Origin of the sequence: Actinomadura viridis (genome assembly GCF_015751755.1) — a bacterium.
Taxonomy (GTDB): domain Bacteria; phylum Actinomycetota; class Actinomycetes; order Streptosporangiales; family Streptosporangiaceae; genus Spirillospora; species Spirillospora viridis.
In genome coordinates this window covers 5883148-5906158 of sequence record NZ_JADOUA010000001.1, presented here as the reverse complement: position 1 = coordinate 5906158, position 23011 = coordinate 5883148, and the positions used below count along the sequence as shown (strand labels likewise).

Sequence of the window (23011 nt, the reverse complement as noted above, 5' to 3'; positions counted from 1 at the left end):
GAACCCCGATGAGACTGATGGGCTGCGGCCTCGCCGCCGCGGGAGTGCTGCTGGCCGGGTGCGCGGGGGGACCGGGCGGCGGCGGAGGGAAGATCAGCGACGGGAAGGTGGTGCTGGCCGTCCTGAACGACCAGACCGCCGTCTACGCCGACGTCTCCGGGCGCAACAGCGTCGAGGCCGTCCGGATGGCCGTCGCCGACTACAAGGCCAAGTACGGCGGCAAGGCGGCGTCCACCGAGATCGAGGTCGTCGCCGCCGACCACCAGAACAAGCCCGACGTCGCCAACTCCAAGGCCCAGGAGCTCTACGACCGGCGGCGCGCCGACGTGATCCTGGACGTGCCGACCTCGTCGGCCGCGCTCGCCGTCGCCAACGTCGCCAAGAACAAGAAGAAGATCTTCATCGACGTCGGGGCGGCGACCACCGAGCTGGAAGGCAAGCAGTGCAACAAGTACACCTTCCACTACGGCTACAACAGCTACATGCTGGCCCACGGCACCGGGACGGCGGTGACCCAGGACGGGGCGAAGAACTGGTACATCGTCTACCCCGACTACGCCTTCGGCCAGGACATGCAGAAGACGTTCACCGCGGCCGTGCAGAAGGCCGGCGGGAAGGTGGTCAAGGCCGATCCGGCCCCGTTCCCCAACGACAACTTCTCCACGTTCCTGCTGAAGGCGCCCGGCATGAACCCCAAGCCGCAGGTGCTCGGCACCATGCAGGCCGGCGGTGACCTGGTCAACCTGGTCAAGCAGTACAACGAGTACAAGCTGCGGGAGAAGGGCGTGGGGCTGGCCGCCGGGCTGATGTTCCTCAGCGACATCCACTCGCTGGGCCCGGACGCGATGGCGGGGACCCGCTTCACCGACGCCTGGTACTGGAACGCCGACCCGAAGAACCGCGCCTGGGCCGACAGGTTCCAGGCCAAGACGGGCAAGCGGCCCACCTCCGTCCACGCCGCCAACTACTCCGCCGCGCTGCAGTACCTGGAGGCCGTGCAGCGGGGCGGCACCGACAAGGCCGACGACGTGGTCGGGCAGCTCGAAGGCCGCAAGGTCGAGGACGTCTTCGCCCGCAACGGGACGATCCGGGCCGAGGACCACCTGCTGCTGCACGACGCCTACCTGGCCCAGGTGAAGCCGTCCGCCGAGGTCAAGGAGCCCTGGGACTACCAGCGGATCCTCAAGACCATCCCGGCGTCGGAGGCGTTCCAGCCGCAGCCCGACCCCGCCTGCAAGCTGTAGGCGGCCCGCATGCTCCAGCAGGCGTTCAACGGGCTGGTGGGCGGGGCGTTCTACGCCCTGCTCGCCCTCGGCCTGGCCGTCATCTTCGGCATGCTCGGCGTGGTCAACTTCGCCCACGGCGCGTTCTACATGCTCGGCGCCTTCGGGGCGTTCGTCGCGCTCGACTCGTTCGGGCTGAACTTCTGGCTCGCCCTGGCGCTGGTCCCGGTGCTGCTCGGGGCGGCCGGGGTCGCCCTGGAACGGCTGTTCATCCGGCGGCTGGCGCCGCTCGACCCCCTCTACAACTTCCTGTTCACGTTCGGGCTGGCGCTGATCCTCCAGGACCTGGTGAAGCGGAGCTACGGCGTGCAGTCCCAGCCGTACCCGCGGCCGTCGGAGCTGGGCGGCTCGATCGACCTCGGCCTGTTCACCTACCCCGCCTACCAGGTGTTCGTGCTGGCGGTGTCGGCGGTGGTGTGCGGCGCGGTGTGGGTCGTCCTCACCCGGACCCGGGTCGGGATGATCGTGCGGGCCGCCACCGAGCGGCCCGAGCTGACCCGCGCCCTGGGCATCGACGTCGGCCGCTGGGTGACCCCGGTGTTCGGCTTCGGCATCGCGCTGGCCGGGTTCGCCGGGGTGCTGGCCGCGCCGATGCGGGCGGTCAACCCGCTGATGGGCGCCGACCTGATCATCACCGTGTTCGCGGTGGTGGTGATCGGCGGGCTGGGCTCGGTGTTCGGCTCGGTCGCCGCGGGCTTCGCGGTCGGCCTGGCGTCGGCGCTGGGCAACCTGTACGCGCCCGCGCTCTCCCAGACCCTGGTGTTCATCCTCATGGCGGCCGTCCTGCTGTGGCGCCCGGCCGGCCTGTTCGGACGTGAGGAGGCGTTCCGATGATCCTGTCCCGGCTGGCCGGACGGCCGGTGCTGCTGGCCGCCGGCCTGGTCGCCGCCCTGGTCCTGCCGTGGGTGGTCTACCCGCCGGTGGCGCTGGACATCGCCTGCTGGGCGTTGTTCGCCGCCGCCGTGGACCTGCTCCTCGGCTTCACCGGGCTGCTGTCGTTCGGGCATGCCGCGTTCTGGGGCGGCTCCGCGTACTGCACCGGCCTGATCGCCCTGCACACCGGGCTGCCGTTCCCGGTCGCGATCATCGGCGGCGCGGCGTTCGCGGCGGCGCTGGCGGTCCCGATCGGCCTGCTGTCGGTCCGGCTGCGCGGCATCTACTTCGCCATGGTCACCCTCGCGTTCGCCCAGATGGTCTACTTCGTCGCCAACCAGTGGCGGGACGTGACGGGCGGCGAGAACGGGCTCCAGGGCATTCCCAGGGAGCTGTTCGGGCTGGACCTGTCCGAGCCGTTCTACTTCTACTACGCGGGCCTGCCGTTCGTGCTGTTCGGCCTCTTCGCGGCCTGGCGGATCGTGCGCTCGCCGTTCGGCCGGGTGCTGGTGTCGATCCGCGACAACCCGGCGCGGGCCCGCGCCCTCGGCTACCCGGTGGACCGCTACAAGCTGCTCGCCTTCGTCCTGTCGGCCGCGCTGTCGGGGATCGCCGGCGGCCTGTTCGCCATCGGCCACGGGTTCGCCTCGCTGCAGGAGGTGTACTGGACCACCTCCGGGCAGGCCGTGATGATGGTCGTGCTCGGCGGCATCGGCACGCTGTGGGGCGGCACGATCGGCGCGGCCCTGATCGTCCAGCTGCACGACAACCTGGCCAGTGCCGGGTTCCAGGAGATCGGCATCGTCACCGGCTCGATCTTCATCGTCGTGGTGCTGCTCTTCCGCCGCGGCATCTGGGGCACCGCCCGCCACCTGCTGGTCACCCGCCGTACGGCGGCGTCCACCGAGCAGCCGGCACCCGAACGCCAGGAGGCGGCCGACGCCTCCGTCTGAAAAGTCCTCCGGCCCCGCGGACCAGGATCCGCGGGGCCGGGCCGTGCCGGCGGCCGGTTCAGCGCTGGAGGCGGTGCAGGCGCAGGGCCAGCTGGATCTCCAGGGCGCGGCCGGGATCCTGCCAGCCCTCGCCCAGGAGGCGGCCGACCCGGTCGAGCCGCTGCGTGACCGTGTTGACGTGGATGTGCAGCCGCTCGGCCGTCCTGGACAGGCTGCACCCGGTGCCGAAGTAGTCCTCCAGCGTCCGGACGAGCGTGGTGCCCCGGCGGGCGTCGTAGTCCAGGACCGGGCCGAGCACGGAGTCCAGGAAACCCCCGACGTCGCGGTCGCCGCCGATGAGCAGGCCGACGAAGCCCAGCTCGCCGGCGCCCGCGCCGTCCCCGGCCCGGCCGAGGGCCAGCAGCGCGTCGGCGCAGCGCCGCGCCTCCCGGTGGGCGGCGGCCACCGCTCCCGGCGCGCGCACCGGCCCGGCCGCGCCGACGGTGACGGGCGCCGCCAGCGACGCGCCCAGTTCCTTGGCGACCCTGCGGGCGGCGTCGCCGGGACGGTCGCCCGGCAGCAGCAGCACGATCTCCTCGCCCCGGGCCGCCGACAGGCCGCGCGCCACCGCCGCGTGCGAGGACGCCCAGAACGCCGCGCGCCCCCGCTGCTCCGGCGCGGCGCACCGCGCCGACAGCACCACGTGCGGCTCCGCCAGGTCCACGTGCACCAGGCGGGCCCGCGCCGTGAGCGCGTCGGCGTCCGACACCCGGCCGGCCAGCAGGTCGTCCAGCAGCTCGCCCCGGACCCGCCCCTCGGCCTCGGTCACGCTGCGGCGCAGCAGCATCAGCAGCGCCGTGACCAGCGCCGCCCGTTCCAGGATGCGCTGGTCGGCGTCCGACACCTCCTCCGGCGTGCGCAGCACCAGCGTGCCCAGCACCTCCTCGCCGGTGGAGACCGAGGCGATCCACAGGTCGCCGCGCCGGACCGTACGGCCCTGGGCGCGGGCGGAGTGCGCGGCGGCCGTCACGGCGGCGAACTCCTCCGCGCCGAGCGGCCCCGGGTCCCCGGCCCCCGCCAGCGGGCGCCCTTCGGCGTCCAGGACGAGCAGGGTCCCGCCGAGGACCTCGGTGACCACCGCGGCCACGTCCTCGGCGCCGCCGCCCCGCACCACCAGGGCGGTCATCCGGTCGTGCGCCTGCGCCGCCCGCTCGACCGCCGCGCTGCGCGCCTGAACGACCGCGTTGGCCGCGCTCAGCTCCTCCAGCGCCGTCCGGGTCTCCTCCAGCAGCCGGGCGTTGTCGATGGCCACGGCGGCGTGCGCGGCCAGCGAGCCCAGCAGCACCGACTCCTCCCGGTCGAACGGCCGCTCGCTGCGGTTGGCCGCGTACAGCACGCCGATCACCCGGCTGCCCAGCCGCATCGGCACCGCCGTGATCGCGACCAGCGCCTCCTCGGCCACCGCCTCGTCGATGAAGTCGCGATGCCGGAACTGCGGGTCCTTCAGGTAGTGGGCGCTGGTGTACGGCATCGCCGTCTGCGCCACCAGGCCGCCCAGCCCGGCGCCCATCGGCAGCCGCAGCCGCCGGAACGCCGCCGAGACCGAGCCGTCGGTCACCCGCATGTAGGTGTCGCCGCGCTCGTCGTCGTTCAGCGTCATGTAGGCGATGTCGGCGTTCAGCAGCCGCCGGGCGCGGCGGACGATCGCCTCCAGCACCGCGTCGTGGTCGCGCAGCCCGGCCAGGTCGCTGGCGGTGTCGAACAGCGCCGCCAGCTCCGCCTCCCGGCGGGCGTGCCGGCGCATGATCGTGCGGACCCGGAGCGCGGCGATCTTCGCGGCCTCCAGCTCGGCCAGCGCCTCCGGGGCCGCCCCTGCCGCGCGGGCCGCCACCAGCGGCCCCTCGAACTCGACGGGCGACGCCTCCCGGGCCAGCAGATCGAGGAAGACGGTGCAGGACATGCGGGTCATTGTGGGCGTGCCGCCGGTATCGCCGTCAATGCGCGGTCCATCCCCCGTCCATCGAGAACGACGCCCCGGTCATCATCGCGGCCTGCGGCGCGCACAGGTAGGCGACCAGCTCGGCCACCTCCGCGGGCTCGATCAGCCGCTTCACCGCCGCCCTGGCCAGCAGGACGTCGGTGGTCACCGCGCCGGGCGACATGCCGTGCACCCGCGCCTGGTCCTCGATCTGCCCCTCCACCAGGGGCGTACGGACGTAGGCGGGGCAGACGCAGTTGGAGGTCACCCCGTGCGCGGCGCCCTCCAGAGCGATCACCTTGGACAGCCCTTCGAGCGCGTGCTTGGCCGTCACGTACGCCGCCTTGTACGGCGAGGCGCGCAGCCCGTGCACGGAGGAGATGTTGACGATCCGGCCCCAGCCCCGCCCGTACATCCCCGGCAGGCTGCCCCGGACCAGCCGGAACGGCGCCTCCACCATCATCCGCAGGATCCGCGAGAACGTCTCCGGCGGGAACTCCTCGAGCGGCGCCACATGCTGGATCCCGGCGTTGTTGACCAGGATGTCGGCGGCGCAGGAACGGGCGAGCGCGTCGGCCTCGGCCAGGTCGGCCAGGTCGGCCGCCCGCGCCGTCCCGCCGATCGCCGCCGCCGCCTCCGCCGCGGCCTCGGCGCGTATGTCGGCCACCACCACGTGGGCCCCGGCGGACGCCAGGCGGCGCGCGCAGGCCAGGCCGATGCCGCCCGCCCCGCCGGTGACCAGGGCCGTGCGCCCCGAGAGGTCGAGGCCGGCGGCGGGCACCCGCACGTCCGGCCCCGGAGTCACGCTCGTCATGGGCCGAACCTACGAAGGGCACGGCCCCCCTCCTATGGAGCGCGCCGACATAATCGGCCCCCCTCCCATGTGGGTCACCGCCGCGTTCACCCCGCCGCCGCCCTCCCGTCCAGGGCCGGTACCGCCGCGCCGGGACGGGAACGCTAGCGTCGGAGGCCGTGCCGATCATGGAGGTGCCGTGACCGAGATCGCCCACCGCTTCGTCGAGTCCACCGGCGGGCTGCGGATGCACGTCGCCGAGGCGGGCTCCGGGCCCCTCGTCCTGCTCCTGCACGGATTCCCGGAGTGCTGGTACTCGTGGCGGCACCAGCTCGTCGCGCTGGCCGAGGCCGGGTACCACGCGGTCGCGCCGGACCAGCGCGGCTACGCCCGCACCGGCGGGCCCCGCGAGGCCGACCGGTACACCATCCACCATCTGGTCGGCGACGTGGCCGGGCTGATCGACGCCCTGGGCGAGGAACGGGCCGTCGTGGTCGGCCACGACTGGGGAGCGCCCGTCGCCTGGGCCACCGCCCAGTTCCTCCCCGAACGGGTGCGCGGGGTGGCCGGGCTGTCGGTGCCGCACCGGCCGCGCAGTTCAAGGCCCCCGGTCCAGGCCATGCGGGAGATGTTCGGCGAGGGCTTCTACATGGTCCACTTCCAGCGCCCCGGGGAGCCCGAGGCCGACCTCGACCGCGACCGCACCGCGACGTTCCGCCGGATCCTGTACGCGGCGTCCGGCGACGGCGGCGGCCTGCTTCCGGCCGTCCCCGAGGGCGGCGGCTTCGTGGAGTCCTGCCCGGAGCCCGCCCGGCTTCCCGGCTGGCTCACCGAGGACGACATCGCCACGTACGCGCGCGAGTACGGGGACGCGGGCTTCGCCGGCCCCGTCAACTGGTACCGCAACCTCGACCGCAACTGGGAGCTCACCGCCGCCTGGCACCGCGCGCCGATCACCCCGCCCGCCCTCTACATCGGCGGTGACCGCGACCCCGTCGTGGCCGGTCCCGCCCGCCGCGCCGTCGACCGCCTGGCCGACTTCGTCCCGAACCTGCGCGGCACCGTCTGGCTGTCCGGATGCGGCCACTGGACCCAGCAGGAGCGCCCCGCCGAGGTCAACGAGGCCCTGATCGGCTTCATCCGCGACCTCTGACCCCTCCAGGGCCGTCCCGAGAGTCCCCCAGGAAAAGGGTGGGGGCTTCCGGGACCGTTGGGGTGTCCCGGAAGCCCCCATGCGCCGTGAGGTGCGATCACGGCCTACACCTCCGTGATCGCCGTCCTCGCGGCGGGTGAGCGGGCTCTTGTCAGGCGTCGCCGCCCGTGTTGCTCTCGGCCGACTGGACGCCGCCCGCGAACACGGTGCTGACGTCGGAGTCCAGCCGGTAGCGCTCGATCGCCTGCTGCAGCGTCTCCGGCTTGACCTCGCCCTGGCGGGCGAGCCGGGTCAGCACGGCCAGCACGATCGAGGCCGAGTCGACATGGAACGCCCGGCGCGCCGCGGCGCGGGTGTCGGAGAACCCGAACCCGTCGGTGCCGAGGGAAGAGTAGTCCCCGGGGACCCACGGCGCGATCTGGTCCGGCACGGCCCGCATGTAGTCGCTCACCGACACGATCGGCCCCGGCGCGCTCTCCAGGACCCGGGTGACGTACGGGACGCGCTGCTCGGCGTCGGGGTGCAGCAGGTTCCACTCGTCGCACGCCTGGGCCTCGCGGGCCAGTTCGTTCCACGAGGTGGCCGACCAGACGTCGGCGGCCACGCCCCACTCCTCGGCCAGCAGCCGCTGCGCCTCCATGGCCCAGCGCCCGGCCACGCCCGAGGCCATGATCTGGGCGCGGGGCGCCTGGCCGTTACCGGTCTCCGGGGCCACCTTCAGCCGGTAGAGGCCCTTGAGGAGGCCCTGGACGTCCAGGTCCTCCGGCTCGGCCGGCTGCTGGTACGGCTCGTTGTAGACGGTCAGGTAGTAGAAGACGTCCTCGCCCCGCGGGTGCTCCTCGGACGAGCCGTACATCCGGCGCAGCGCGTCCTGGACGATGTGCGCCAGCTCGAACGCCCAGGTCGGGTCGTAGTGCACGCAGGCGGGGTTGGTGGCCGCGATCAGGGGCGAGTGCCCGTCGGCGTGCTGCAGGCCCTCACCGGTCAGCGTGGTGCGGCCCGCGGTGGCGCCCAGCAGGAAGCCGCGTCCCATCTGGTCGCCCAGCGCCCACATCTGGTCGCCGGTCCGCTGGAACCCGAACATCGAGTAGAAGATGTAGACCGGGATCATGTGCTCGCCGTGCGTGGCGTAGGCGGTGCCCGCGGCGATCGTGGAGGCCATCGAGCCCGCCTCGCTGATGCCCTCGTGCAGCATCTGGCCCTGCTCGGACTCCTTGTAGGCGAGCAGCAGCTTGCGGTCCACGCCCTCGTAGGTCTGCCCGTGCGGGGCGTAGATCTTGGAGGTCGGGAACAGCGAGTCCATGCCGAACGTGCGGTACTCGTCCGGGGCGATCGGGACGAACCGGGCGCCGATGTTCTGGTCCTTGATCAGGTCCTTGAGCAGCCGGACGAAGGCCATGGTGGTGGCCACGTTCTGCTTGCCGGAGCCCTTCTTCAGCTCCGCGTAGACCGGGTCGCCGGGCAGCTTGAGCGGCTTGGCCCGGACCACCCGCTTGGGCAGGAACCCGCCCAGCGCCGCGCGGCGCTCGCGCATGTACTCGATCTCGTCGGAGTCCTCGCCCGGGTGGTAGTACGGCGGCAGCTCCGCCTCCAGCGCCGAGTCGGGGATGTCCAGGTAGAGCCGGTCGCGGAACTCCTTCAGCTCGGCCTTGGTGAGCTTCTTCATCTGGTGGGTGGCGTTGCGGGCCTCGAAGTCGGGCCCCAGCGTCCAGCCCTTGATGGTGTGCGCCAGGATGACGGTCGGCTGGCCCACGTGCTCGCGGGCGGCCTTGAACGCCGCGTACACCTTGCGGTAGTCGTGCCCGCCGCGCGACAGCTTGCGCAGGTCGTCGTCGGACAGGTGCTCGACCATCTTGCGCAGCCGCGGGTCGTCGCCGAAGAAGTGGTCGCGGATGTAGGAGCCGGACTCGACGGTGTAGGTCTGGAACTGGCCGTCGGGCGTGGTGTTCATCTTGTTGACCAGCACGCCGTCGGCGTCCTGGGCCAGCAGCGGGTCCCAGTCGCGGCCCCAGACGACCTTGATGACGTTCCAGCCGGCGCCGCGGAAGAACGACTCCAGCTCCTGGATGATCTTGCCGTTGCCGCGTACCGGGCCGTCGAGCTGCTGCAGGTTGCAGTTGACCACGAAGGTGAGGTTGTCCAGCTCCTCGCGCGCGGCCAGCCCGATCGCGCCCAGCGACTCCGGCTCGCCCATCTCGCCGTCGCCGAGGAAGGCCCACACGTGCGAGCGGGAGGTGTCCTTGATCTTGCGGTTGTAGAGGTAGCGGTTGAAGCGGGCCTGGTAGACCGAGTCGATCGCGGTGAGCCCCATGGAGACCGTGGGGAACTCCCAGAAGTCCGGCATCAGCCGCGGGTGGGGGTAGGACGACAGCCCCCCGCCCGGATGCGACATCTCCTGGCGGAAGCCGTCCAGTTTCTCCTGCGGCAGCCGGCCCTCGAGGAACGCGCGGGCGTAGATGCCGGGGGCCGCGTGCCCCTGGAGGAAGACCTGGTCGCCCGACTCGCCGTGGTCCTTGCCCCGGAAGAAGTGGTTGAAGCCGACCTCGTAGAGGGAGGCGGCCGAGGCGTAGGTGGCGATGTGGCCGCCGACCCCCAGCTCGGGCCGGTTGGCCCGGGAGACCATGATGGCCGCGTTCCAGCGGATGTAGGCGCGGATCCGCCGCTCGATGTGCTCGTCGCCGGGGAACCACGGTTCCCGCTCCGGCGGGATGGTGTTGATGAAATCGGTGCTCCGCAGGCCGGGCACGCCCACCTGCTGCTCGCGGGCGCGCTCCAGGAGCCGGAGCATCACATACCGCGCCCGGCTGCGGCCCTCGGTCTTGATCACCGTGTCGAGCGATTCCAGCCACTCCCGGGTCTCGTCCGGGTTGATGTCCGGGAGCTGGCTCGGCAGGCCGTCGCTGATGATCGAATAACGCTGACGTCCGGAAGCCACGGGGTCCCCTCTGTGCTTACCGTCTTCTCCTGGTGAGGCGCGCGCGCCCGGTGAGCGGCCCGCGTCCTCGCGGACGACTGTTCGTCGTCGGTGGTACGTGATCCCCATCGTCGCTGTTTGCGACGCCTAACGCATCTCTACCAACCAGTAACCATTGTGCCCGGTCATCGGGGGTGCGGCGGTTCTCGCGACCGGGTTTGGGAACCCCCTGCGCGGAGCAGTCAACCCATACGAGGGCGAACCGAAAGCCCTACTGAAGGGTGTCCGGAACGGGTCCGACGGTGGCGGTGCGCCACGCGCCGCACCACCTTTCCCTCGGGCACCACGGGACACGGACGACCACGCCCGGACGGCCGCGGAGGCGCGGCCGGACGGTCTGGGGGAGAGTGATGAACGCATCGGTGGGAGATCGGCTGCATGTGCACGGCAACGCGGTAGGCCAGCCCGACAGGTCGGGAGAGATCATCGAGGTGCGCGGCGCCGAGGGCGGGCCGCCCTACACGGTCCGCTTCGACGACGGGCACACCGGCCTGGTCTTCCCGGGGCCGGACGCCGTGATCGAGACTCCGGCCAGGGAGCACGTCCACGCCGATCGCTGAGGTACGCGTGCCGGGGCCCGATGGGGTACACCTGGGAGCATGAAGAGCACCGTGGTCCAGGTGACCACCGGCGACCGGCAGGTCGTTCACGACATCACGGGCGAGTGCGAGCGATTCGCCGCCTCGGCGGGTGATGACGGGCTGCTGCATGTCTTCGTCCCGCACGCCACGGCAGGCATCGCCCTCATCGAGCTGGGCTCCGGCAGCGACGACGACCTGCTGGCCGCCCTGGAGGACCTGCTGCCCGCCGACGACCGCTGGCGCCACGCCCACGGGTCCCGTGGCCACGGCCGGTCACACGTGTTGCCCGCGCTCGTCCCGCCGTACGCGACGCTGCCCGTGGTGGGCGGCCGGCTGGCCCTGGGGACGTGGCAGTCGGTGGCCCTGGTCGATCTCAATGTCGACAACCCGGATCGTCAGGTGCGATTGTCGTTTCTTGCGGGATGAGCGTCCGTTGTTACTCTCGGCGGGTGTCCAAGGAACGCCGGGGCCGTATTCGGGCCCATGAGGCCACCAAAAGCCGGGAAGACACTTGCGCTAGTGCCACTTACTTGTGTGGACTGTCCCGCAAAACCCGAACCAGTGTGGATGGGCCGCCATCGGGGCGGCCCGGAACCGCACAGCACGGACTATCGACCATGGGAGGACTTTCGTGAGCGCGACCGCGGGTCAGGCGCAGTCTGAGCGCAGCCTGGCCGAACGGCTCGGCCTCAAGCCGGGCCAGGTGGTGCAGGAGATCGGCTTCGACGACGACGTCGACGAGGAGCTGCGCAGCTCCGTCGAGGCCGTCACGGGGAACGAGCTGGTCGACGAAGACTATGAGGATGTGGTCGACGTCGTGCTGCTGTGGTGGCGTGAAGAGGACGGGGACCTCTTCGACGGCCTCGCCGACGCGATGGTGCCCCTGACCGGTGGCGGCCACATCTGGTTGCTGACCCCCAAGGCGGGCCGCGACGGCCACGTGGAGCCCAGCGACATCGGGGAGGCCGCGCAGACGGCCGGCCTGGCCCAGACCAGCAGCGTCAGCGCCGCCAGGGAGTGGTCGGGGACCCGCCTCGTCGCCCCCAAGGTGCACAAGTAGCCGCACGCCCGCCGTACCTCCCGGTCGGCCGGTCCCCGGCCGGTCGGCGGCCGGTCGGCGGCCGGTCGGCGGCCGTCCGCCGGCGCCCGCGGCGCTCCGGGGGCACGTCCCCGGCTGAGGGGACGGGCGAGGTGGCAGACTGGCCCGTGGTCGCCGTGACCGGGGGTCGTGCCTCTGGTGCCCGTGCCCGCCGCACCGGCCGGCCCGTGGCGCGCGCCCGCGCGCCCACCCCCACGACCGTGGGGGGTCACCCTTCCCGCCGCGCGGCGGGACGAGCCCCAGGAGAGGCATGGCGGTTGAGGTAGGCGACGTCGCGCCGGACTTCGAGCTGAAGGACCAGCACGGCACCCCGGTGAAGCTGTCGGATCTCCGCGGCCGGAAGAACGTCGTCGTGGTGTTCTACCCGCTGGCGTTCAGCGGCGTCTGCACGGGCGAGCTGTGCGCGATCCGTGACGAGCTGCCCACCCTCGGCGGCGACGACGTCCAGGTGCTGGCCGTCTCGGTCGACTCCATGTTCGCGCTGCGGGCCTGGTCCGACCAGGAGGGCTACACGTTCCCGCTGCTGGCCGACTTCTGGCCGCACGGCGGCACCGCGCGCCGGTACGGCGTCTTCGACGAGGAGAAGGGCGTCGCGCTGCGCGGCACCTTCGTCATCGACACCGAGGGCGTCGTCCGCTGGAAGGTCGTCAACGCCATTCCCGACGCGCGGGACCTCGACGAGTACCGCAAGGCGCTCGCCGGACTCTGAGCGATCCGGGCCAGGGCCGGGCGCGGTGGCCGTCCTGAGGGCGGCCGGCGGTTCCCCGGTCCTGGCCCCCGCACCCCTGGAGGTGTGATGCCCTGCTTCCGATGCGGGGCGCGGCAGACCGACCCCGTGCGCGGCGCGAGCCCGTGGAAGCGCGGGGTCCGCGCCGAACGGCAGGTCCTGATCTGCCCGGGCTGCCAGGCCGCCCACGGCGGGACGGCCGAGCTCGACCGCTGCGCCTCCTGCGGCTCGGCGGCGCTGGGCTGCCGTCTCGGCGAGATCGAATGCCGCGACTGCGGGCACACCCGGGCGGCGGTGCGGGACGAGGCGTGCCCGGACGACCGGGTTCCCTCCGGGGCCGCTCCGGCCGATTCCGGCCTCTCCGAGGAGGTGGCCGCGGCGCTGACCCGGTTCTTCCGGCGCGATCCCGTCCCCGAACGCGAACCCGGCCCCTGACCTCGGCGGACGACCCGTCCCGGGCTTGACGCGCGGCCTCCGGGGTGCCAACCTGCGACGCAGCGTTCTCCGGTGAGCGCGCGGGTGAGCGACGTGGGAGGCCGCCGATGCCCTTCGTCCTGATGCGCGTGGTGCAGCGGATCGGGGCCCGCGCCTGGCGCGGCCCGGCCCTGGTGCTGGCGGCCGCGGGGCTGCTCGGCTGGACGCTCATCGCCGTGTTCGAGAAGCCCGGGTCCGAGCTCAGGAACCCGGCGCACTTCCTCTGGTACTTCTTCGTCAGCGGCACCACCACCGGCTACGGCGACCTGTACCCCGAGACGGCCGGCGGCCGGGTCGGCGGGGCGATCGTGATCGTCGCGGGCCTGACCGCCGGGCTGATGCTGTTCGCGGAGGCGACCCTCTGGATGGCGAAGGGCAGGACCATGAAGGCCAACGGGCGGGCCCGGCTGCACCACCGCCGGCACATCGTGATCATCGGGTACGAGCGGGACCGGCTGCGCGCCGTGATCCGCCAGCTGAGGGCCGATCCGGAGTTCGTCCGGGCCCCTGTCGTCACCGTCTTCTGGCCGGGCCAGCTCACCGGGGAGAACCCCGATCCCGAGCTGTACGACGTGGTGCTCCTCGACGACACCGCCTACGATCGGGCGCGGCTGGCCGACGCCCGCACGGTGCTGGTGGTGGGCCGCAACGACGACGAGACCGTGCGGGTGATGCTCGGGGTCGGCGCCTTCCTGCGCCGGCACGGGGCCACCGCGCCGCACCTGCTCGCCGGGGTGCACGAGGGCGGCCGGCGGGCCGAGATCGGCGAGGCGCTCGACCTGATCGGGGACGGCATCGAGACGGTCGACATCGACGATCCGGCGGTGGTCGCGGTCGCGATCCGCAACCCCGGGGTCGCCTCGATCTACCACAACCTGGCCAGCACGCTGGACGCCGACTCCACGCTGTTCCGCGTGGACGTGCCCGAGGGCGCGGGCGAGTGGCCCCGCCTGGACCTGGCGATCTTCCTGCTCCGGCGTGGCAGCACCCTGCTGGCGGTGGGCGACTCGCACCGTCCCAACGCCCGGTTCCGGCTGGCCGCCGCGCCGGGGGAGACGGTCCGGGGCGGCCAGTCGCTGGCCGTGGTGGCGCCTGACCGTCCGGTCATTCCGTGGGGCGAGCTGTCCGGCCGGCCGGCGGCCCAGGACACGGTCGCCCAGGGGTGAGCACGGAAGCCCCGGGGTGAGCACGGTCGCCCAGGGGGGAGCACGGGGGTGAGCCAGGAGGGCGCCCGTTGCGCCCAGTGGGCGCCCTCCTGGCTCGCCGCGGTCGCGCGGCCCGGAAACGTCCCGGGGCCTCCCCGCGCGGCTCGCGGAATCTACCGTAGATCGGCGGCCGGGCCGTCGATCCTCTGACATGGATCTTCGCATCGCCCTCCGACGAACCGGTTAACGGAATGGCGACGATGCGGTGGGGGCGGGCACCGGGCGGTGGCGGGCCGCCGCCGCGGACGGTGTGGAGCCGGCGGCGCGCCACCGCCCGGCGCGTTCGGGGGCCGGGCGGGCGGTTCAGGCCGCCTGGCGGCGGCCGGCGTCGAGCAGGTGGTAGAGGAGGAGCAGCTGGGTGATCGCCAGCGGGTCGCTGGCGCCGTCCTCTCCGAAACGGCCGAGGGCCCGCGGGTCCAGGCCGCCGTTCCCGGCCCAGGGTGCCAGGCGTTCCCAGATGGCCTTCTTCACCACCTGCGACTCCTCGGGGGAGACGTACCCGTGCACGTGCAGGGAGTCGACGGGGCGGCCGTCGGTGTCGCGATGGAGCCGCAGGTGCATCGCGGTCTCCCCGCCCGCCGCCGGGTCCGCCTCGCCGATGACCGCGCCCAGCTCGGGGTGGTCGATGGTCGGGCGCAGCAGCAGTTCGGCCGACAGCGGCGTCCCGGGCGGGTCGTGGCGTTCGGTGACCGGCGCGAAGCGCACCACGATGTCGGCCCAGCGGCGCTGAGGGCGGATGTAGGCGGCGCTCTCCGGTTCGCGCCGGGCGAGCTCGGCCTCCACCTGCGCGGGCGTGTAGCCGCGCTTCTCGCAGTCGCGGCGGACCTTCCAGGAATGCCGCAGCCGCTCGGGCGGGTCGAGGTAGACGGTGATGTCGAAGCAGGCGCGGGCCAGGCGGGTGTGCAGCGGCAGCAGGCCCTCGACGATCACGAAGTCGCGCGGCTCCACCAGCTCGGGACGGACCAGCTCGCCGGTGGTGTGGTCGTACACCGGCTTGAGGATCGGTTCGCCCATGGACAGCAGTTGCAGGTGCTGTTCCATGACGTTGATGTGGTTGCAGTCCGGGTGCAGCGCCGTGAACGGCTTGCCGCGGCGCTCCGCGCGGTCGTAGCGATGGTAGTCGTCCACGCAGACGGCGGTCATCCGGTCCGCCCCCAGGCACTGCACCAGGCCCCTGGTCAGCGTGGTCTTGCCCGCGGCGCTGTCCCCGGCGATGGCGAGCATGACGGGGCGCCGGCCCGCTCCGCGCGCCCGGAGCATGTGCACGATCCGATGGGGCACCTGTGTCCTCCGTCCCGGCGGCGTTGTGTGCTCCAGACGGTAGGGCGGGGCCGTTCCGGGGGCGTCCCCCAAACAGGGGAGACGGGGGGTGAAAACGGACAAAGCTCTGACCAAGAAGGGGCTACTGGCCAGTAGGTAACGGTTGTTATCGTTCCGGAATGGGACCCGTTCGCGTCGTCCTCGTCGACGACCACGAGATGATCCTCGCCGGCCTGCAGGCGATGCTGGGCGGCTACTCGGGTCGCGTGCGCGTCGTGGGGCAGGCCGGCACCGGCGACGAGGCGACCCGGCTCGTCACCTCGCTGCGCCCGGACGTGGTGCTGCTGGACATGCGGCTCGGCCCGGAGAGCGGCCTGGACCTGTGCCGGGTGATCACCAAGCGGGTGCCGGAGGCGCGCGTGGTCTTCCTGTCGGTGTACGACGACGAGCAGTACGTCTTCGAGGCCCTGCGCGCCGGGGCCGGCGGCTACCTGCTCAAGCGGGTGGACGGGTCGGAGCTGGTCCGGCGGCTGGAGGAGGTCGCCCAGGGCGAGACCGTCGTCGACCCGACCCTCGCGGGCCGGATGGTGGTCACGGCGGCCCGGCTCACCCGGGGCGAGTTCTGGCCCGGCGCCAACCGCGGCCTCACCCAGCGCGAGAGCGAGGTGCTGTCGCTGCTGGTCGGCGGGCTGTCCAACAAGGCCATCGCGGCCCGGCTGGTGCTCGGCGAGGAGACCGTCAAGAGCCATCTGCGGGCCCTCTACCGCAAGCTGGAGGTGGCCGACCGCTCGGCGGCCATCGCCGTCGCCCTCCGCGAGGGGCTGTTCCGGTGACGGCCGGCGCGCGGACGGCGGGGCCGCCGGAGCCGTTGCAGGTGCTCGCCGGGGGCGGGCACGACCTGCTGGTACGGATCGTGGCCGTGGCGTGCTCGGACCGGAGCCTGCCCGAGCTCGCCGGGGAGCTGGCCGGGCTGGTCGTCCGCTCCGGACGGGCCCTGGCGTTCTGCGACGTGTACGTCCTGGACGAGGACGAGCGGGCCCTGGAGGCGCCGGGCGGGCCGCCCGTACCGCTGGGGGAGGGCGACGTGGGCTGGGTCGCCGCCCACGGCCGCCCGCGCGCGCACGCCGACGGCCGGGGCGTGGCGGTGCCCGTCCTCAGCGGCGGGGTCGTGATCGCGGTGCTCGACGTACGGTCGCCGGTGCGCTGCCCGCCGGAGGACGTCGTGCTGGTCACCGCGCTGGCCGGGCTGTTCGCGCCGGTGCTGTGCTCGTGCCGGCGGCTGCGCGCCGCTCAGGAGCGCGAACGCGCCGCCGAGCGCTTCGCCGAACGGGCCGTGGAGGTCCAGGAGGCCGAGCGGTCGCGGCTGAGCCGGGAGATCCACGACGGCATCGCGCAGCGCCTCGCCGGGCTGGGGTTCCACCTGTCGGCGGCCGAGGAGACGCTGCCCGAGCACCATCCCGAGGCGCGGGCGCAGATCGGCCACGCGCGGCGGCTGTGCGAGCTGGCCGCCGCCGAGACGCGCGCGGCGATCGGCGGCCTGCGCCCGCCCGTCCTGGACGATCTCGGCCTGGCCGCGGCGCTGGCCACGCTCGCCCGCGAGGCCGGCCAGGGGCTGGGCGGGCGCGCCCTGCCCCGCCCCGGAGGCCCCGGCGACGCCGCCGCCGAGCCGCGCGGCGAGGGGCTCGACGTCACCGTGGCCGTCTCCGGGGAGCTGGAGGACGCGCTGCCCGACCACGTGCAGACCGCGCTGTACCGGATCGCCCAGGAGGCGGTGGGCAACTGCCTGAGGCACGCGTCCGCCTCCTACGTCGACCTGCTGCTGGAGCACGATCACGACCGGGTCCGCCTGATGGTGAAGGACGACGGCGTGGGCTTCTCCCCGCGGGCGGTCGCGGGCCGGGGCCGGCACGGCCGCCGTCCCGACTCCTACGGCCTGCGCGGCATGGCCGAACGCGCCGAACTGCTGGGCGGCCGGGTCACCGTGACCAGCCGTCCGGGCGTCGGCACCACGGTCGAGGCGGTGATCCCCATCCCGCGCTCGTAGCGGCCCGCCGGGCCCCGGCCGGGCTCAGCGGTCGAGGACCCGGAACGTCAGGCCGGCCCGGTCGAGCCTGCGGATGAGGGCGTCGCCCATGGCCACGGCGGTGGTGACCTGCCCGGCGGTCTCGGGGAGGTCGTCGTGGGCCAGGCACAGCGCCGACTCGGCCAGCATCTTGGCCGTCTCGTCGTAGCCGGGATCGCCGCCCGCGACCTCGGTCACCACCCGGTGCCCGCCGCCCTCGCCGACGAACGTCACCTTGAACCAGCTCCGCGCGCGCCGTTCGGCCGAGGGTCCGTCGCCGGGCGCGCTGACCAGCCGCAGCAGCAGCGCCCGGGTGGGCGGCAGCTGCGCCAGCGCCACGGCGGCGCCCATCCCGGCGGCCAGGCCCGCGGCGGCGGGCAGGCGCCTGACCGCGACGTACTGGCCGTAGGTGAAGACCGGGCCGTAACGGTCGAGGGCGGCGGCGGAGCGGGCCACGATCCGCGGGTCCAGCGTCGGCATCGGCAGCGTCCAGCCGCCGACGCGGGCGTGCGGGACCGCGCGCCGGGAGAGGCGGATCCGGCGGCCCTCCGGGCGCGGCTCGACCCGCCGCCGTTCCCGTTCCGCCCGCAGCATCCCGGGCATGTCGGAGAAGACGCCGATCGCCGAGTGCGCGGTGCCGCCGGAGAAGTCGGCGTCGAACCGGGCGAAGCCCTCCACGCGCAGGGGCACGTCCTCGGGAAGCCGCTGGACGGTGAAGTACGCGCCCAGGTCGTAGGGGATGGAGTCGAACCCGCAGGCGTGCACGATCCGGGCCCCGGTGCGCACGGCCTCCTCGTGGTGGAGCACGTACATCCGGTCGACGAACCCGGGCTCGCCGGTCAGGTCGAGGTAGTCGGTGCCGGCCGCGGCGCACGCGGCCACCAGCGGCTCGCCGTGGGTCCCGTACGGGCCGACGGTGGTGACCACGATCCGGGCGGCGCGCGCGACCTCCTCCAGTGACGCGGCGTCGCCGCTGTCGGCGCGCAGCAGCGGCAGCTTCTCGCAGGCCGGGTCGATCGCGGCGAGCCGGTCGCGTACCGCCTCCAGCCTGCCGCGGTCGCGTCCGGCCAGCGCCCAGCGGGTGCCCGGCGGGGCGTGCCGGGCCAGGTACTCGGCGGTCAGCCCGCCGGTGAAGCCGGTGGCGCCGTACAGGACGATCTCGTACGGGCGGTCGGTGGTCATGGGGGTCCCTTCGCGGTCGGCGGGGCGATCGGCGCGAGCCTGGATCCGTGCTCTTTTCCGAATCCGATTCTGTCGTGCTCGGGGTGAGCGCGCATCCGTCCCTGCCCGGCCCGCCGCCGGACATGCGCTGATGTCCTACGATGACGCACGGATCAAGGGGGGATGATGGCGTGATCGTGCTGGCGATGTCGATGGACGTCGCGGCCCTGCTGATCCTGGGCTGCGCGCGCTTCCTCCCGCCCGGCCGCTGGAGCCGGACCGGGCTGATCATGATCGCCGTCAGCCTGGCGCTGCTCTCGATCTCCGTCTGGCTCGCGTCCGGCTCCTGAGCGGCCATCGGCAGGCCGGTGACGCCGGCACCACCACCGGCCGGACCGGCTGTGACCTGATCTGGGACAGGCCGATGTCGGTGACGACCACCAAGCCGCCGGCTCCTCGCGCGTTCTCGGGAAGGCGGCGCCGTGCGGCGCATGTCCGGGGCTCGCTCACCCCTGCGCCTCGGTCCAGCCGGGGGCGTCCAGCAGGTGGCCGACGAACAGCAGCGTCGTCGGGGTCGGATCCGTCCCGGACACCGCGTGCCAGGGCCGGTCCAGGGGCATCCCGGGCGCGTCCACGACGACCAGGCGCCCGGCGGCCAGCTCGGCCCCGACGGCGTCCCGGGACACCAGGGCCACGCCCAGCCCGGCCGCCGCCCCGGCGATGACCGCGCCGTTGGAGCCGAGGACCAGGCTCGGCGGGGCGACCTCCAGCTCGGCCAGGTACGCCTCCGCGGTGGCCCGGGTGCCCGATCCCGGCTCCCGCATCACCCACGGCGTCGAGGCCGGCGCGAACGCCGCCGCCACCTCCGGGGCGCCCACCACCACCAGCTCGTTGGGACGGCGCGCCAGGACGGTCGCGGCGGCCCCCGCGGGCGGCCGGCCGGCCAGCACCAGGTCGGCCTCGTGCGCGGCCAGCCGGCCCCAGACCTCGCGGCTCGGCCCGACCTCCAGCGTCAGCCCGACCCCCGGCACGCGGGCCCGGAAGCCCGCCAGCAGCTCGGGGAGGACCTGGTCGGCCGCCGTCGTCACGGCCGCCAGCCGCAGCGTCCCGCGCGCCGGGTCGGCCGCCCCCAGGGCCGCCGCCCGGCCCTGTTCGAGCAGGCCCAGCACCTGCCGCGCGTACGCCGCGTACACCGTCCCGGCCGGGGTCAGGCCGACGCCCCGCCCCATCCGGCGGATGAGTGGAACCCCCAGGTCACGGGCCAGTGCGGTCACCGACGCCGACACCGCCGACTCGGTCACGTACAGGCGCCGCGCCGCCTCCCGCACCGAGCCGGTGTCCGCCAGCGCCACGAACGTCCGCAGCCGCGCCTCGGTCATCGCCCCGCCCTTCATTGAGCATTCGCTTGAGTATCACCGCAGAACACTTGATGGACAACACAAGTATCCGGGAGGCACGCTCGAAGCAGGCACGGGCGAGGGCCCGTGAGCCAGCCAGCAGGCGTCCCACGCGGGCGTCCGGACGGAGGTAGGGCCGATGAACGCGGGCAGATGGTCGGCGGGCGTGATCCCGTACGCGGAGATGGGCTACTGGCGGCCGGACTACCAGCCGAAGGACAGCGACATCCTGGCCGCCTTCCGGATCACGCCGCAGCCCGGCGTGCCCCCGGAGGAGGCCGGCGCCGCCGTCGCCGGCGAGTCCTCCACCGCCACCTGGACCGTGGTGTGGACCGACCGGCTCACCAGCTACGAGAACTACCAGGCCAAGTGCTACCGGGTGGAACCCGTACCGGGGCAGGAGGGCCAGTTCATCGCCTACATCGCCTACGACCTCGACCTGTTCGAGGAGGGGTCGATCGCGAACCTGACCTCGTCCATCATCGGGAACGTCTTCGGTTTCAAGGCCCTCAAGGCCCTGCGCCTGGAGGACATGCGCATCCCGACCCACTACGTCAAGACGTTCCAGGGGCCCGCGCACGGCATCGTCATGGAACGCGAGTACCTCGGCAAGTTCGGCCGCCCCCTGCTCGGCGCCACCGTCAAGCCCAAGCTGGGCCTGTCGGCCCGCAACTACGGCCGGGTCGTGTACGAGGCGCTGCGCGGCGGCCTGGACTTCACCAAGGACGACGAGAACATCAACTCCCAGCCGTTCATGCGCTGGCGCGACCGGTTCCTGTACTGCATGGAGGGCGTGAACCGGGCCCAGGCCGCGACCGGCGAGGTCAAGGGCCACTACCTCAACGTCACCGCCGGGACGATGGAGGCGATGTACGAGCGGGCCGAGTTCGCCAGGGAACTCGGCAGCGTCATCGTCATGATCGACCTGACCATCGGCTACACGGCCATCCAGTCGATGGCCCACTGGGCCCGCGCCAACGGCGTCCTGCTGCACCTGCACCGCGCCGGGCACTCCACGTACACCCGGCAGAAGAACCACGGCGTCAGCTTCCGCGTGATCGCCAAGTGGATGCGGCTGGCCGGCGTCGACCACATCCACGCCGGGACGGTCGTCGGCAAGCTGGAGGGCGACCCCAACAGCGTCGCGGGCTTCTACGACACCCTCCGGCAGGACCGGACCGCCGCCGACCCGGTCAAGGGCCTGTACTTCGACCAGGAGTGGGCCTCCCTGCCCGGCACCATGCCGGTCGCGTCCGGCGGCATCCACGCCGGGCAGATGCACCAGCTCCTGCACTACCTGGACGAGGACGTCGTCCTGCAGTTCGGCGGGGGCACCATCGGCCACCCCATGGGCATCGCCGCGGGCGCCGCCGCCAACCGGGTGGCCCTCGAAGCCATGATCAAGGCGCGGAACGAGGGCCGCGACTTCCTCGCCGAGGGCCCCGACATCCTGCGCGCCGCCGCCAAGCACAGCCGCGAGCTTGACGTCGCCCTGTCCACCTGGGGCGACATCACCTTCACCTACGAGTCCACCGACACCCCCGACGTCGTCGAGACGGCAGTGTTCACACCGACCCCCTGAAGGGGCCCCAACCTCGGAGCATCTGATGAGAATCACCCAGGGAACCTTCTCCTACCTGCCGGACCTCACCGACGAGGAGATCACGGCCCAGGTCGCGTACGCGCTCGGGCGGGGCTGGCCCTGCTCGATCGAGTTCACCGACGACCCGCATCCGCGCAACTCGTACTGGGAGATGTGGGGCCTGCCGATGTTCGACCTCACCGACCCGGCGGGGGTCCTGCTGGAGGTCAACGAGTGCCGCAAGGCGTACCCGGCGCACTACGTCCGGCTGAACGCCTACGACGCGAGCTACGGCCGGCAGACCACCGCGCTCTCCTTCATCGTCCAGCGCCCGGCCGAGGAGCCCGGGTTCCGGCTGGACCGCGAGGAGACCTCCGACCGCCGCGTGCGCTTCCGCGTCCACCCGTACGCCCTCGACCGCCCGCAGGGCGACCGGTACCGATGAGCGAACGACTCGGATTCGGGATGCGCCCGTCCGGCGACTCCCCGGCACCGGCGAACGGTTCGGCCGCCGGTGCCGGGGCACCACCCCCCGCCCCGCCGCTCCCGCCCGGCTCCCGGATCGACCTGGCCCGCGAGCGGGCGGACTCCCACATCGACGAGGTCCTGGACGCCCTGGAGGCCGAACTGGTCGGGCTGGCCCCGGTCAAGACCCGGATCCGGGAGATCGCCGCGCTCCTCCTGATCGACCGGATCCGCGCCCGCTTCGGCATCGACTCGGGCCGCCCCAACCTGCACATGTGCTTCACCGGCAGCCCCGGCACCGGCAAGACCACCGTCGCGACCAGGCTCGCCGAACTGCTGCACCGCCTCGGCTACGTCCGCCAGGGCCACCTGGTGTCGGTCACCCGCGACGACCTGGTCGGCCAGTACGTGGGCCACACCGCGCCCAAGACCAAGGAGGTCCTCAAACGGGCCATGGGCGGGGTGCTGTTCATCGACGAGGCGTACTACCTGTACCGGGCCGAGAACGAACGCGACTACGGCCAGGAGGCCATCGAGATCCTCCTCCAGGTCATGGAGAACCAGCGCGACGATCTCGTCGTCGTCCTCGCCGGCTACAAGGACAGGATGGACGCGTTCTTCTCCTCCAACCCGGGGATGAGCTCGCGCATCGCGCACCACATCGACTTCCCCGACTACGAGCCCGCCGAACTGGAGGAGATCGGCCACCTCATGATGGCCCGGGAGGGGTACCGCCTGGCCCCCGACACCGAGCCGGTCTTCCGCGACTACCTGGAACGGCGCCGCGCCCAGCCCCGCTTCGCCAACGCCCGTTCCGTCCGCAACGCCATCGAACGGGCCCGCCTGCGTCACGCGAGCCGCCTCATGGCCGGAGGCGGCGAGGTGACCCGCGCGGAACTCACGACACTCCGGCCGCAGGACTTCCTGACCAGCCGAGTCTTTACCGGTTAGCCCCCGCAGGAATCCCACGGCAGATCACAGGCTTTAATCTGGAGACTGTCGAGTGAACATG

General features: G+C 73.1%; 22 protein-coding genes. 16 read left to right on the top strand and 6 right to left on the bottom strand.

Annotation, left to right across the window (positions count from 1 at the left end):
• The first annotated feature begins 8 nt into the window (after positions 1 to 8).
• Genes IW256_RS26755 through IW256_RS26745 form a run of 3 tightly spaced genes read left to right on the top strand, consistent with a single transcriptional unit; the run spans position 9 to position 3109 of the window.
• The gene (locus IW256_RS26755) at positions 9 to 1244 is read left to right on the top strand and encodes an ABC transporter substrate-binding protein (protein WP_197013585.1); all 1236 of its coding nucleotides are present in this window, start codon (positions 9 to 11) and stop codon (positions 1242 to 1244) included.
• 9 nt (positions 1245 to 1253) lie between these two features.
• Positions 1254 to 2117: a branched-chain amino acid ABC transporter permease gene (locus IW256_RS26750; protein ID WP_197013584.1), complete on the top strand. Its 864-nt coding sequence runs from the start codon at positions 1254 to 1256 to the stop codon at positions 2115 to 2117.
• A complete protein-coding gene (locus IW256_RS26745; protein ID WP_197013583.1) occupies positions 2114 to 3109 on the top strand; it encodes a branched-chain amino acid ABC transporter permease in 996 nt (331 codons plus the stop codon). Before IW256_RS26750 ends, IW256_RS26745 begins: the two co-directional genes overlap by 4 nt.
• A gap of 58 nt (positions 3110 to 3167) precedes the next feature.
• On the opposite strand, the gene IW256_RS26740 is transcribed toward IW256_RS26745, so the two are convergent.
• Both IW256_RS26740 and IW256_RS26735 read right to left on the bottom strand, forming a co-directional pair.
• Positions 3168 to 5048 carry a helix-turn-helix domain-containing protein gene (locus IW256_RS26740; RefSeq protein WP_231403939.1) on the bottom strand — a complete coding sequence of 627 codons (1881 nt, stop codon included), beginning with the start codon at positions 5046 to 5048 and terminating at the stop codon, positions 3168 to 3170.
• A gap of 34 nt (positions 5049 to 5082) precedes the next feature.
• Positions 5083 to 5880, bottom strand: a complete 798-nt coding sequence (locus tag IW256_RS26735; protein ID WP_197013581.1) for a 3-hydroxybutyrate dehydrogenase — start codon at positions 5878 to 5880, stop codon at positions 5083 to 5085.
• 178 nt (positions 5881 to 6058) lie between these two features.
• Here IW256_RS26735 and IW256_RS26730 point away from each other — a divergent pair, with 178 nt between their 5' ends.
• The gene (locus IW256_RS26730; RefSeq protein ID WP_307829108.1) at positions 6059 to 7012 is read left to right on the top strand and encodes an alpha/beta fold hydrolase; all 954 of its coding nucleotides are present in this window, start codon (positions 6059 to 6061) and stop codon (positions 7010 to 7012) included.
• Positions 7013 to 7163: 151 nt separating this feature from the next.
• Here IW256_RS26730 and aceE read toward each other — a convergent pair whose 3' ends face one another.
• A complete protein-coding gene (gene aceE, locus IW256_RS26725; RefSeq protein ID WP_197013579.1) occupies positions 7164 to 9947 on the bottom strand; it encodes a pyruvate dehydrogenase (acetyl-transferring), homodimeric type in 2784 nt (927 codons plus the stop codon).
• A 389-nt stretch (positions 9948 to 10336) separates the two neighbouring features.
• Between aceE and IW256_RS26720 the strand changes: the two genes are divergently transcribed.
• From IW256_RS26720 to IW256_RS26695, 6 genes are all read left to right on the top strand, one after another.
• A complete protein-coding gene (locus tag IW256_RS26720) occupies positions 10337 to 10546 on the top strand; it encodes a DUF1918 domain-containing protein (RefSeq protein ID WP_197013578.1) in 210 nt (69 codons plus the stop codon).
• A 39-nt stretch (positions 10547 to 10585) separates the two neighbouring features.
• Positions 10586 to 10993: a secondary thiamine-phosphate synthase enzyme YjbQ gene (locus tag IW256_RS26715; RefSeq protein WP_197013577.1), complete on the top strand. Its 408-nt coding sequence runs from the start codon at positions 10586 to 10588 to the stop codon at positions 10991 to 10993.
• 205 nt (positions 10994 to 11198) lie between these two features.
• Positions 11199 to 11627 (top strand): DUF3052 domain-containing protein, encoded by a 429-nt coding sequence (locus IW256_RS26710; protein ID WP_197013576.1) that lies wholly within the window; start codon positions 11199 to 11201, stop codon positions 11625 to 11627.
• A gap of 289 nt (positions 11628 to 11916) precedes the next feature.
• A complete protein-coding gene (locus tag IW256_RS26705) occupies positions 11917 to 12375 on the top strand; it encodes a peroxiredoxin (protein WP_197013575.1) in 459 nt (152 codons plus the stop codon).
• Positions 12376 to 12462: 87 nt separating this feature from the next.
• A complete protein-coding gene (locus tag IW256_RS26700; protein ID WP_197013574.1) occupies positions 12463 to 12828 on the top strand; it encodes a hypothetical protein in 366 nt (121 codons plus the stop codon).
• 107 nt (positions 12829 to 12935) lie between these two features.
• A complete protein-coding gene (locus IW256_RS26695; RefSeq protein WP_197013573.1) occupies positions 12936 to 14033 on the top strand; it encodes a potassium channel family protein in 1098 nt (365 codons plus the stop codon).
• A gap of 342 nt (positions 14034 to 14375) precedes the next feature.
• On the opposite strand, the gene IW256_RS26690 is transcribed toward IW256_RS26695, so the two are convergent.
• A complete protein-coding gene (locus IW256_RS26690; RefSeq protein ID WP_307829106.1) occupies positions 14376 to 15353 on the bottom strand; it encodes a phosphoribulokinase in 978 nt (325 codons plus the stop codon).
• A gap of 158 nt (positions 15354 to 15511) precedes the next feature.
• Between IW256_RS26690 and IW256_RS26685 the strand changes: the two genes are divergently transcribed.
• Positions 15512 to 16165: a response regulator gene (locus IW256_RS26685; protein ID WP_197013572.1), complete on the top strand. Its 654-nt coding sequence runs from the start codon at positions 15512 to 15514 to the stop codon at positions 16163 to 16165.
• Positions 16162 to 17376 carry a GAF domain-containing sensor histidine kinase gene (locus IW256_RS26680; RefSeq protein ID WP_197013571.1) on the top strand — a complete coding sequence of 405 codons (1215 nt, stop codon included), beginning with the start codon at positions 16162 to 16164 and terminating at the stop codon, positions 17374 to 17376. Before IW256_RS26685 ends, IW256_RS26680 begins: the two co-directional genes overlap by 4 nt.
• A gap of 24 nt (positions 17377 to 17400) precedes the next feature.
• On the opposite strand, the gene IW256_RS26675 is transcribed toward IW256_RS26680, so the two are convergent.
• Positions 17401 to 18576 (bottom strand): saccharopine dehydrogenase family protein, encoded by a 1176-nt coding sequence (locus IW256_RS26675; RefSeq protein ID WP_197013570.1) that lies wholly within the window; start codon positions 18574 to 18576, stop codon positions 17401 to 17403.
• Between the two features lie 170 nt (positions 18577 to 18746).
• Between IW256_RS26675 and IW256_RS26670 the strand changes: the two genes are divergently transcribed.
• The gene (locus tag IW256_RS26670) at positions 18747 to 18905 is read left to right on the top strand and encodes a hypothetical protein (RefSeq protein ID WP_197013569.1); all 159 of its coding nucleotides are present in this window, start codon (positions 18747 to 18749) and stop codon (positions 18903 to 18905) included.
• A gap of 156 nt (positions 18906 to 19061) precedes the next feature.
• Here the strand turns inward: IW256_RS26670 and IW256_RS42370 are convergent, their stop codons facing one another.
• On the bottom strand, positions 19062 to 19934 hold the full coding sequence (locus IW256_RS42370; protein ID WP_197013568.1) for a LysR family transcriptional regulator: 873 nt from the start codon (positions 19932 to 19934) through the stop codon (positions 19062 to 19064).
• A gap of 157 nt (positions 19935 to 20091) precedes the next feature.
• Here IW256_RS42370 and IW256_RS26660 point away from each other — a divergent pair, with 157 nt between their 5' ends.
• Genes IW256_RS26660 through cbbX form a run of 3 tightly spaced genes read left to right on the top strand, consistent with a single transcriptional unit; the run spans position 20092 to position 22950 of the window.
• Positions 20092 to 21534 (top strand): form I ribulose bisphosphate carboxylase large subunit, encoded by a 1443-nt coding sequence (locus IW256_RS26660; RefSeq protein ID WP_197013567.1) that lies wholly within the window; start codon positions 20092 to 20094, stop codon positions 21532 to 21534.
• A gap of 25 nt (positions 21535 to 21559) precedes the next feature.
• The gene (locus IW256_RS26655) at positions 21560 to 21979 is read left to right on the top strand and encodes a ribulose bisphosphate carboxylase small subunit (protein ID WP_197013566.1); all 420 of its coding nucleotides are present in this window, start codon (positions 21560 to 21562) and stop codon (positions 21977 to 21979) included.
• A complete protein-coding gene (cbbX, locus tag IW256_RS26650) occupies positions 21976 to 22950 on the top strand; it encodes a CbbX protein (RefSeq protein WP_197013565.1) in 975 nt (324 codons plus the stop codon). The genes IW256_RS26655 and cbbX overlap by 4 nt, the downstream gene beginning before the upstream one ends.
• Positions 22951 to 23011 lie beyond the last annotated feature (61 nt).

Excerpts from the sequence above, each read along its gene's own strand:
- IW256_RS26755 (WP_197013585.1), top strand. The coding sequence starts at position 9 with ATGAGACTGATGGGCTGCGGCCTCGCCGCCGCGGGAGTGCTGCTGGCC.
- IW256_RS26750 (WP_197013584.1), top strand. The coding sequence starts at position 1,254 with ATGCTCCAGCAGGCGTTCAACGGGCTGGTGGGCGGGGCGTTCTACGCC.
- IW256_RS26745 (WP_197013583.1), top strand. The coding sequence starts at position 2,114 with ATGATCCTGTCCCGGCTGGCCGGACGGCCGGTGCTGCTGGCCGCCGGC.
- IW256_RS26740 (WP_231403939.1), bottom strand. The coding sequence starts at position 5,048 with ATGTCCTGCACCGTCTTCCTCGATCTGCTGGCCCGGGAGGCGTCGCCC.
- IW256_RS26735 (WP_197013581.1), bottom strand. The coding sequence starts at position 5,880 with ATGACGAGCGTGACTCCGGGGCCGGACGTGCGGGTGCCCGCCGCCGGC.
- IW256_RS26720 (WP_197013578.1), top strand. The coding sequence starts at position 10,337 with ATGAACGCATCGGTGGGAGATCGGCTGCATGTGCACGGCAACGCGGTA.
- IW256_RS26715 (WP_197013577.1), top strand. The coding sequence starts at position 10,586 with ATGAAGAGCACCGTGGTCCAGGTGACCACCGGCGACCGGCAGGTCGTT.
- IW256_RS26705 (WP_197013575.1), top strand. The coding sequence starts at position 11,917 with ATGGCGGTTGAGGTAGGCGACGTCGCGCCGGACTTCGAGCTGAAGGAC.
- IW256_RS26700 (WP_197013574.1), top strand. The coding sequence starts at position 12,463 with ATGCCCTGCTTCCGATGCGGGGCGCGGCAGACCGACCCCGTGCGCGGC.
- IW256_RS26695 (WP_197013573.1), top strand. The coding sequence starts at position 12,936 with ATGCCCTTCGTCCTGATGCGCGTGGTGCAGCGGATCGGGGCCCGCGCC.
- IW256_RS26685 (WP_197013572.1), top strand. The coding sequence starts at position 15,512 with ATGGGACCCGTTCGCGTCGTCCTCGTCGACGACCACGAGATGATCCTC.
- IW256_RS26675 (WP_197013570.1), bottom strand. The coding sequence starts at position 18,576 with ATGACCACCGACCGCCCGTACGAGATCGTCCTGTACGGCGCCACCGGC.
- IW256_RS42370 (WP_197013568.1), bottom strand. The coding sequence starts at position 19,934 with ATGACCGAGGCGCGGCTGCGGACGTTCGTGGCGCTGGCGGACACCGGC.
- IW256_RS26660 (WP_197013567.1), top strand. The coding sequence starts at position 20,092 with ATGAACGCGGGCAGATGGTCGGCGGGCGTGATCCCGTACGCGGAGATG.
- IW256_RS26655 (WP_197013566.1), top strand. The coding sequence starts at position 21,560 with ATGAGAATCACCCAGGGAACCTTCTCCTACCTGCCGGACCTCACCGAC.
- cbbX (WP_197013565.1), top strand. The coding sequence starts at position 21,976 with ATGAGCGAACGACTCGGATTCGGGATGCGCCCGTCCGGCGACTCCCCG.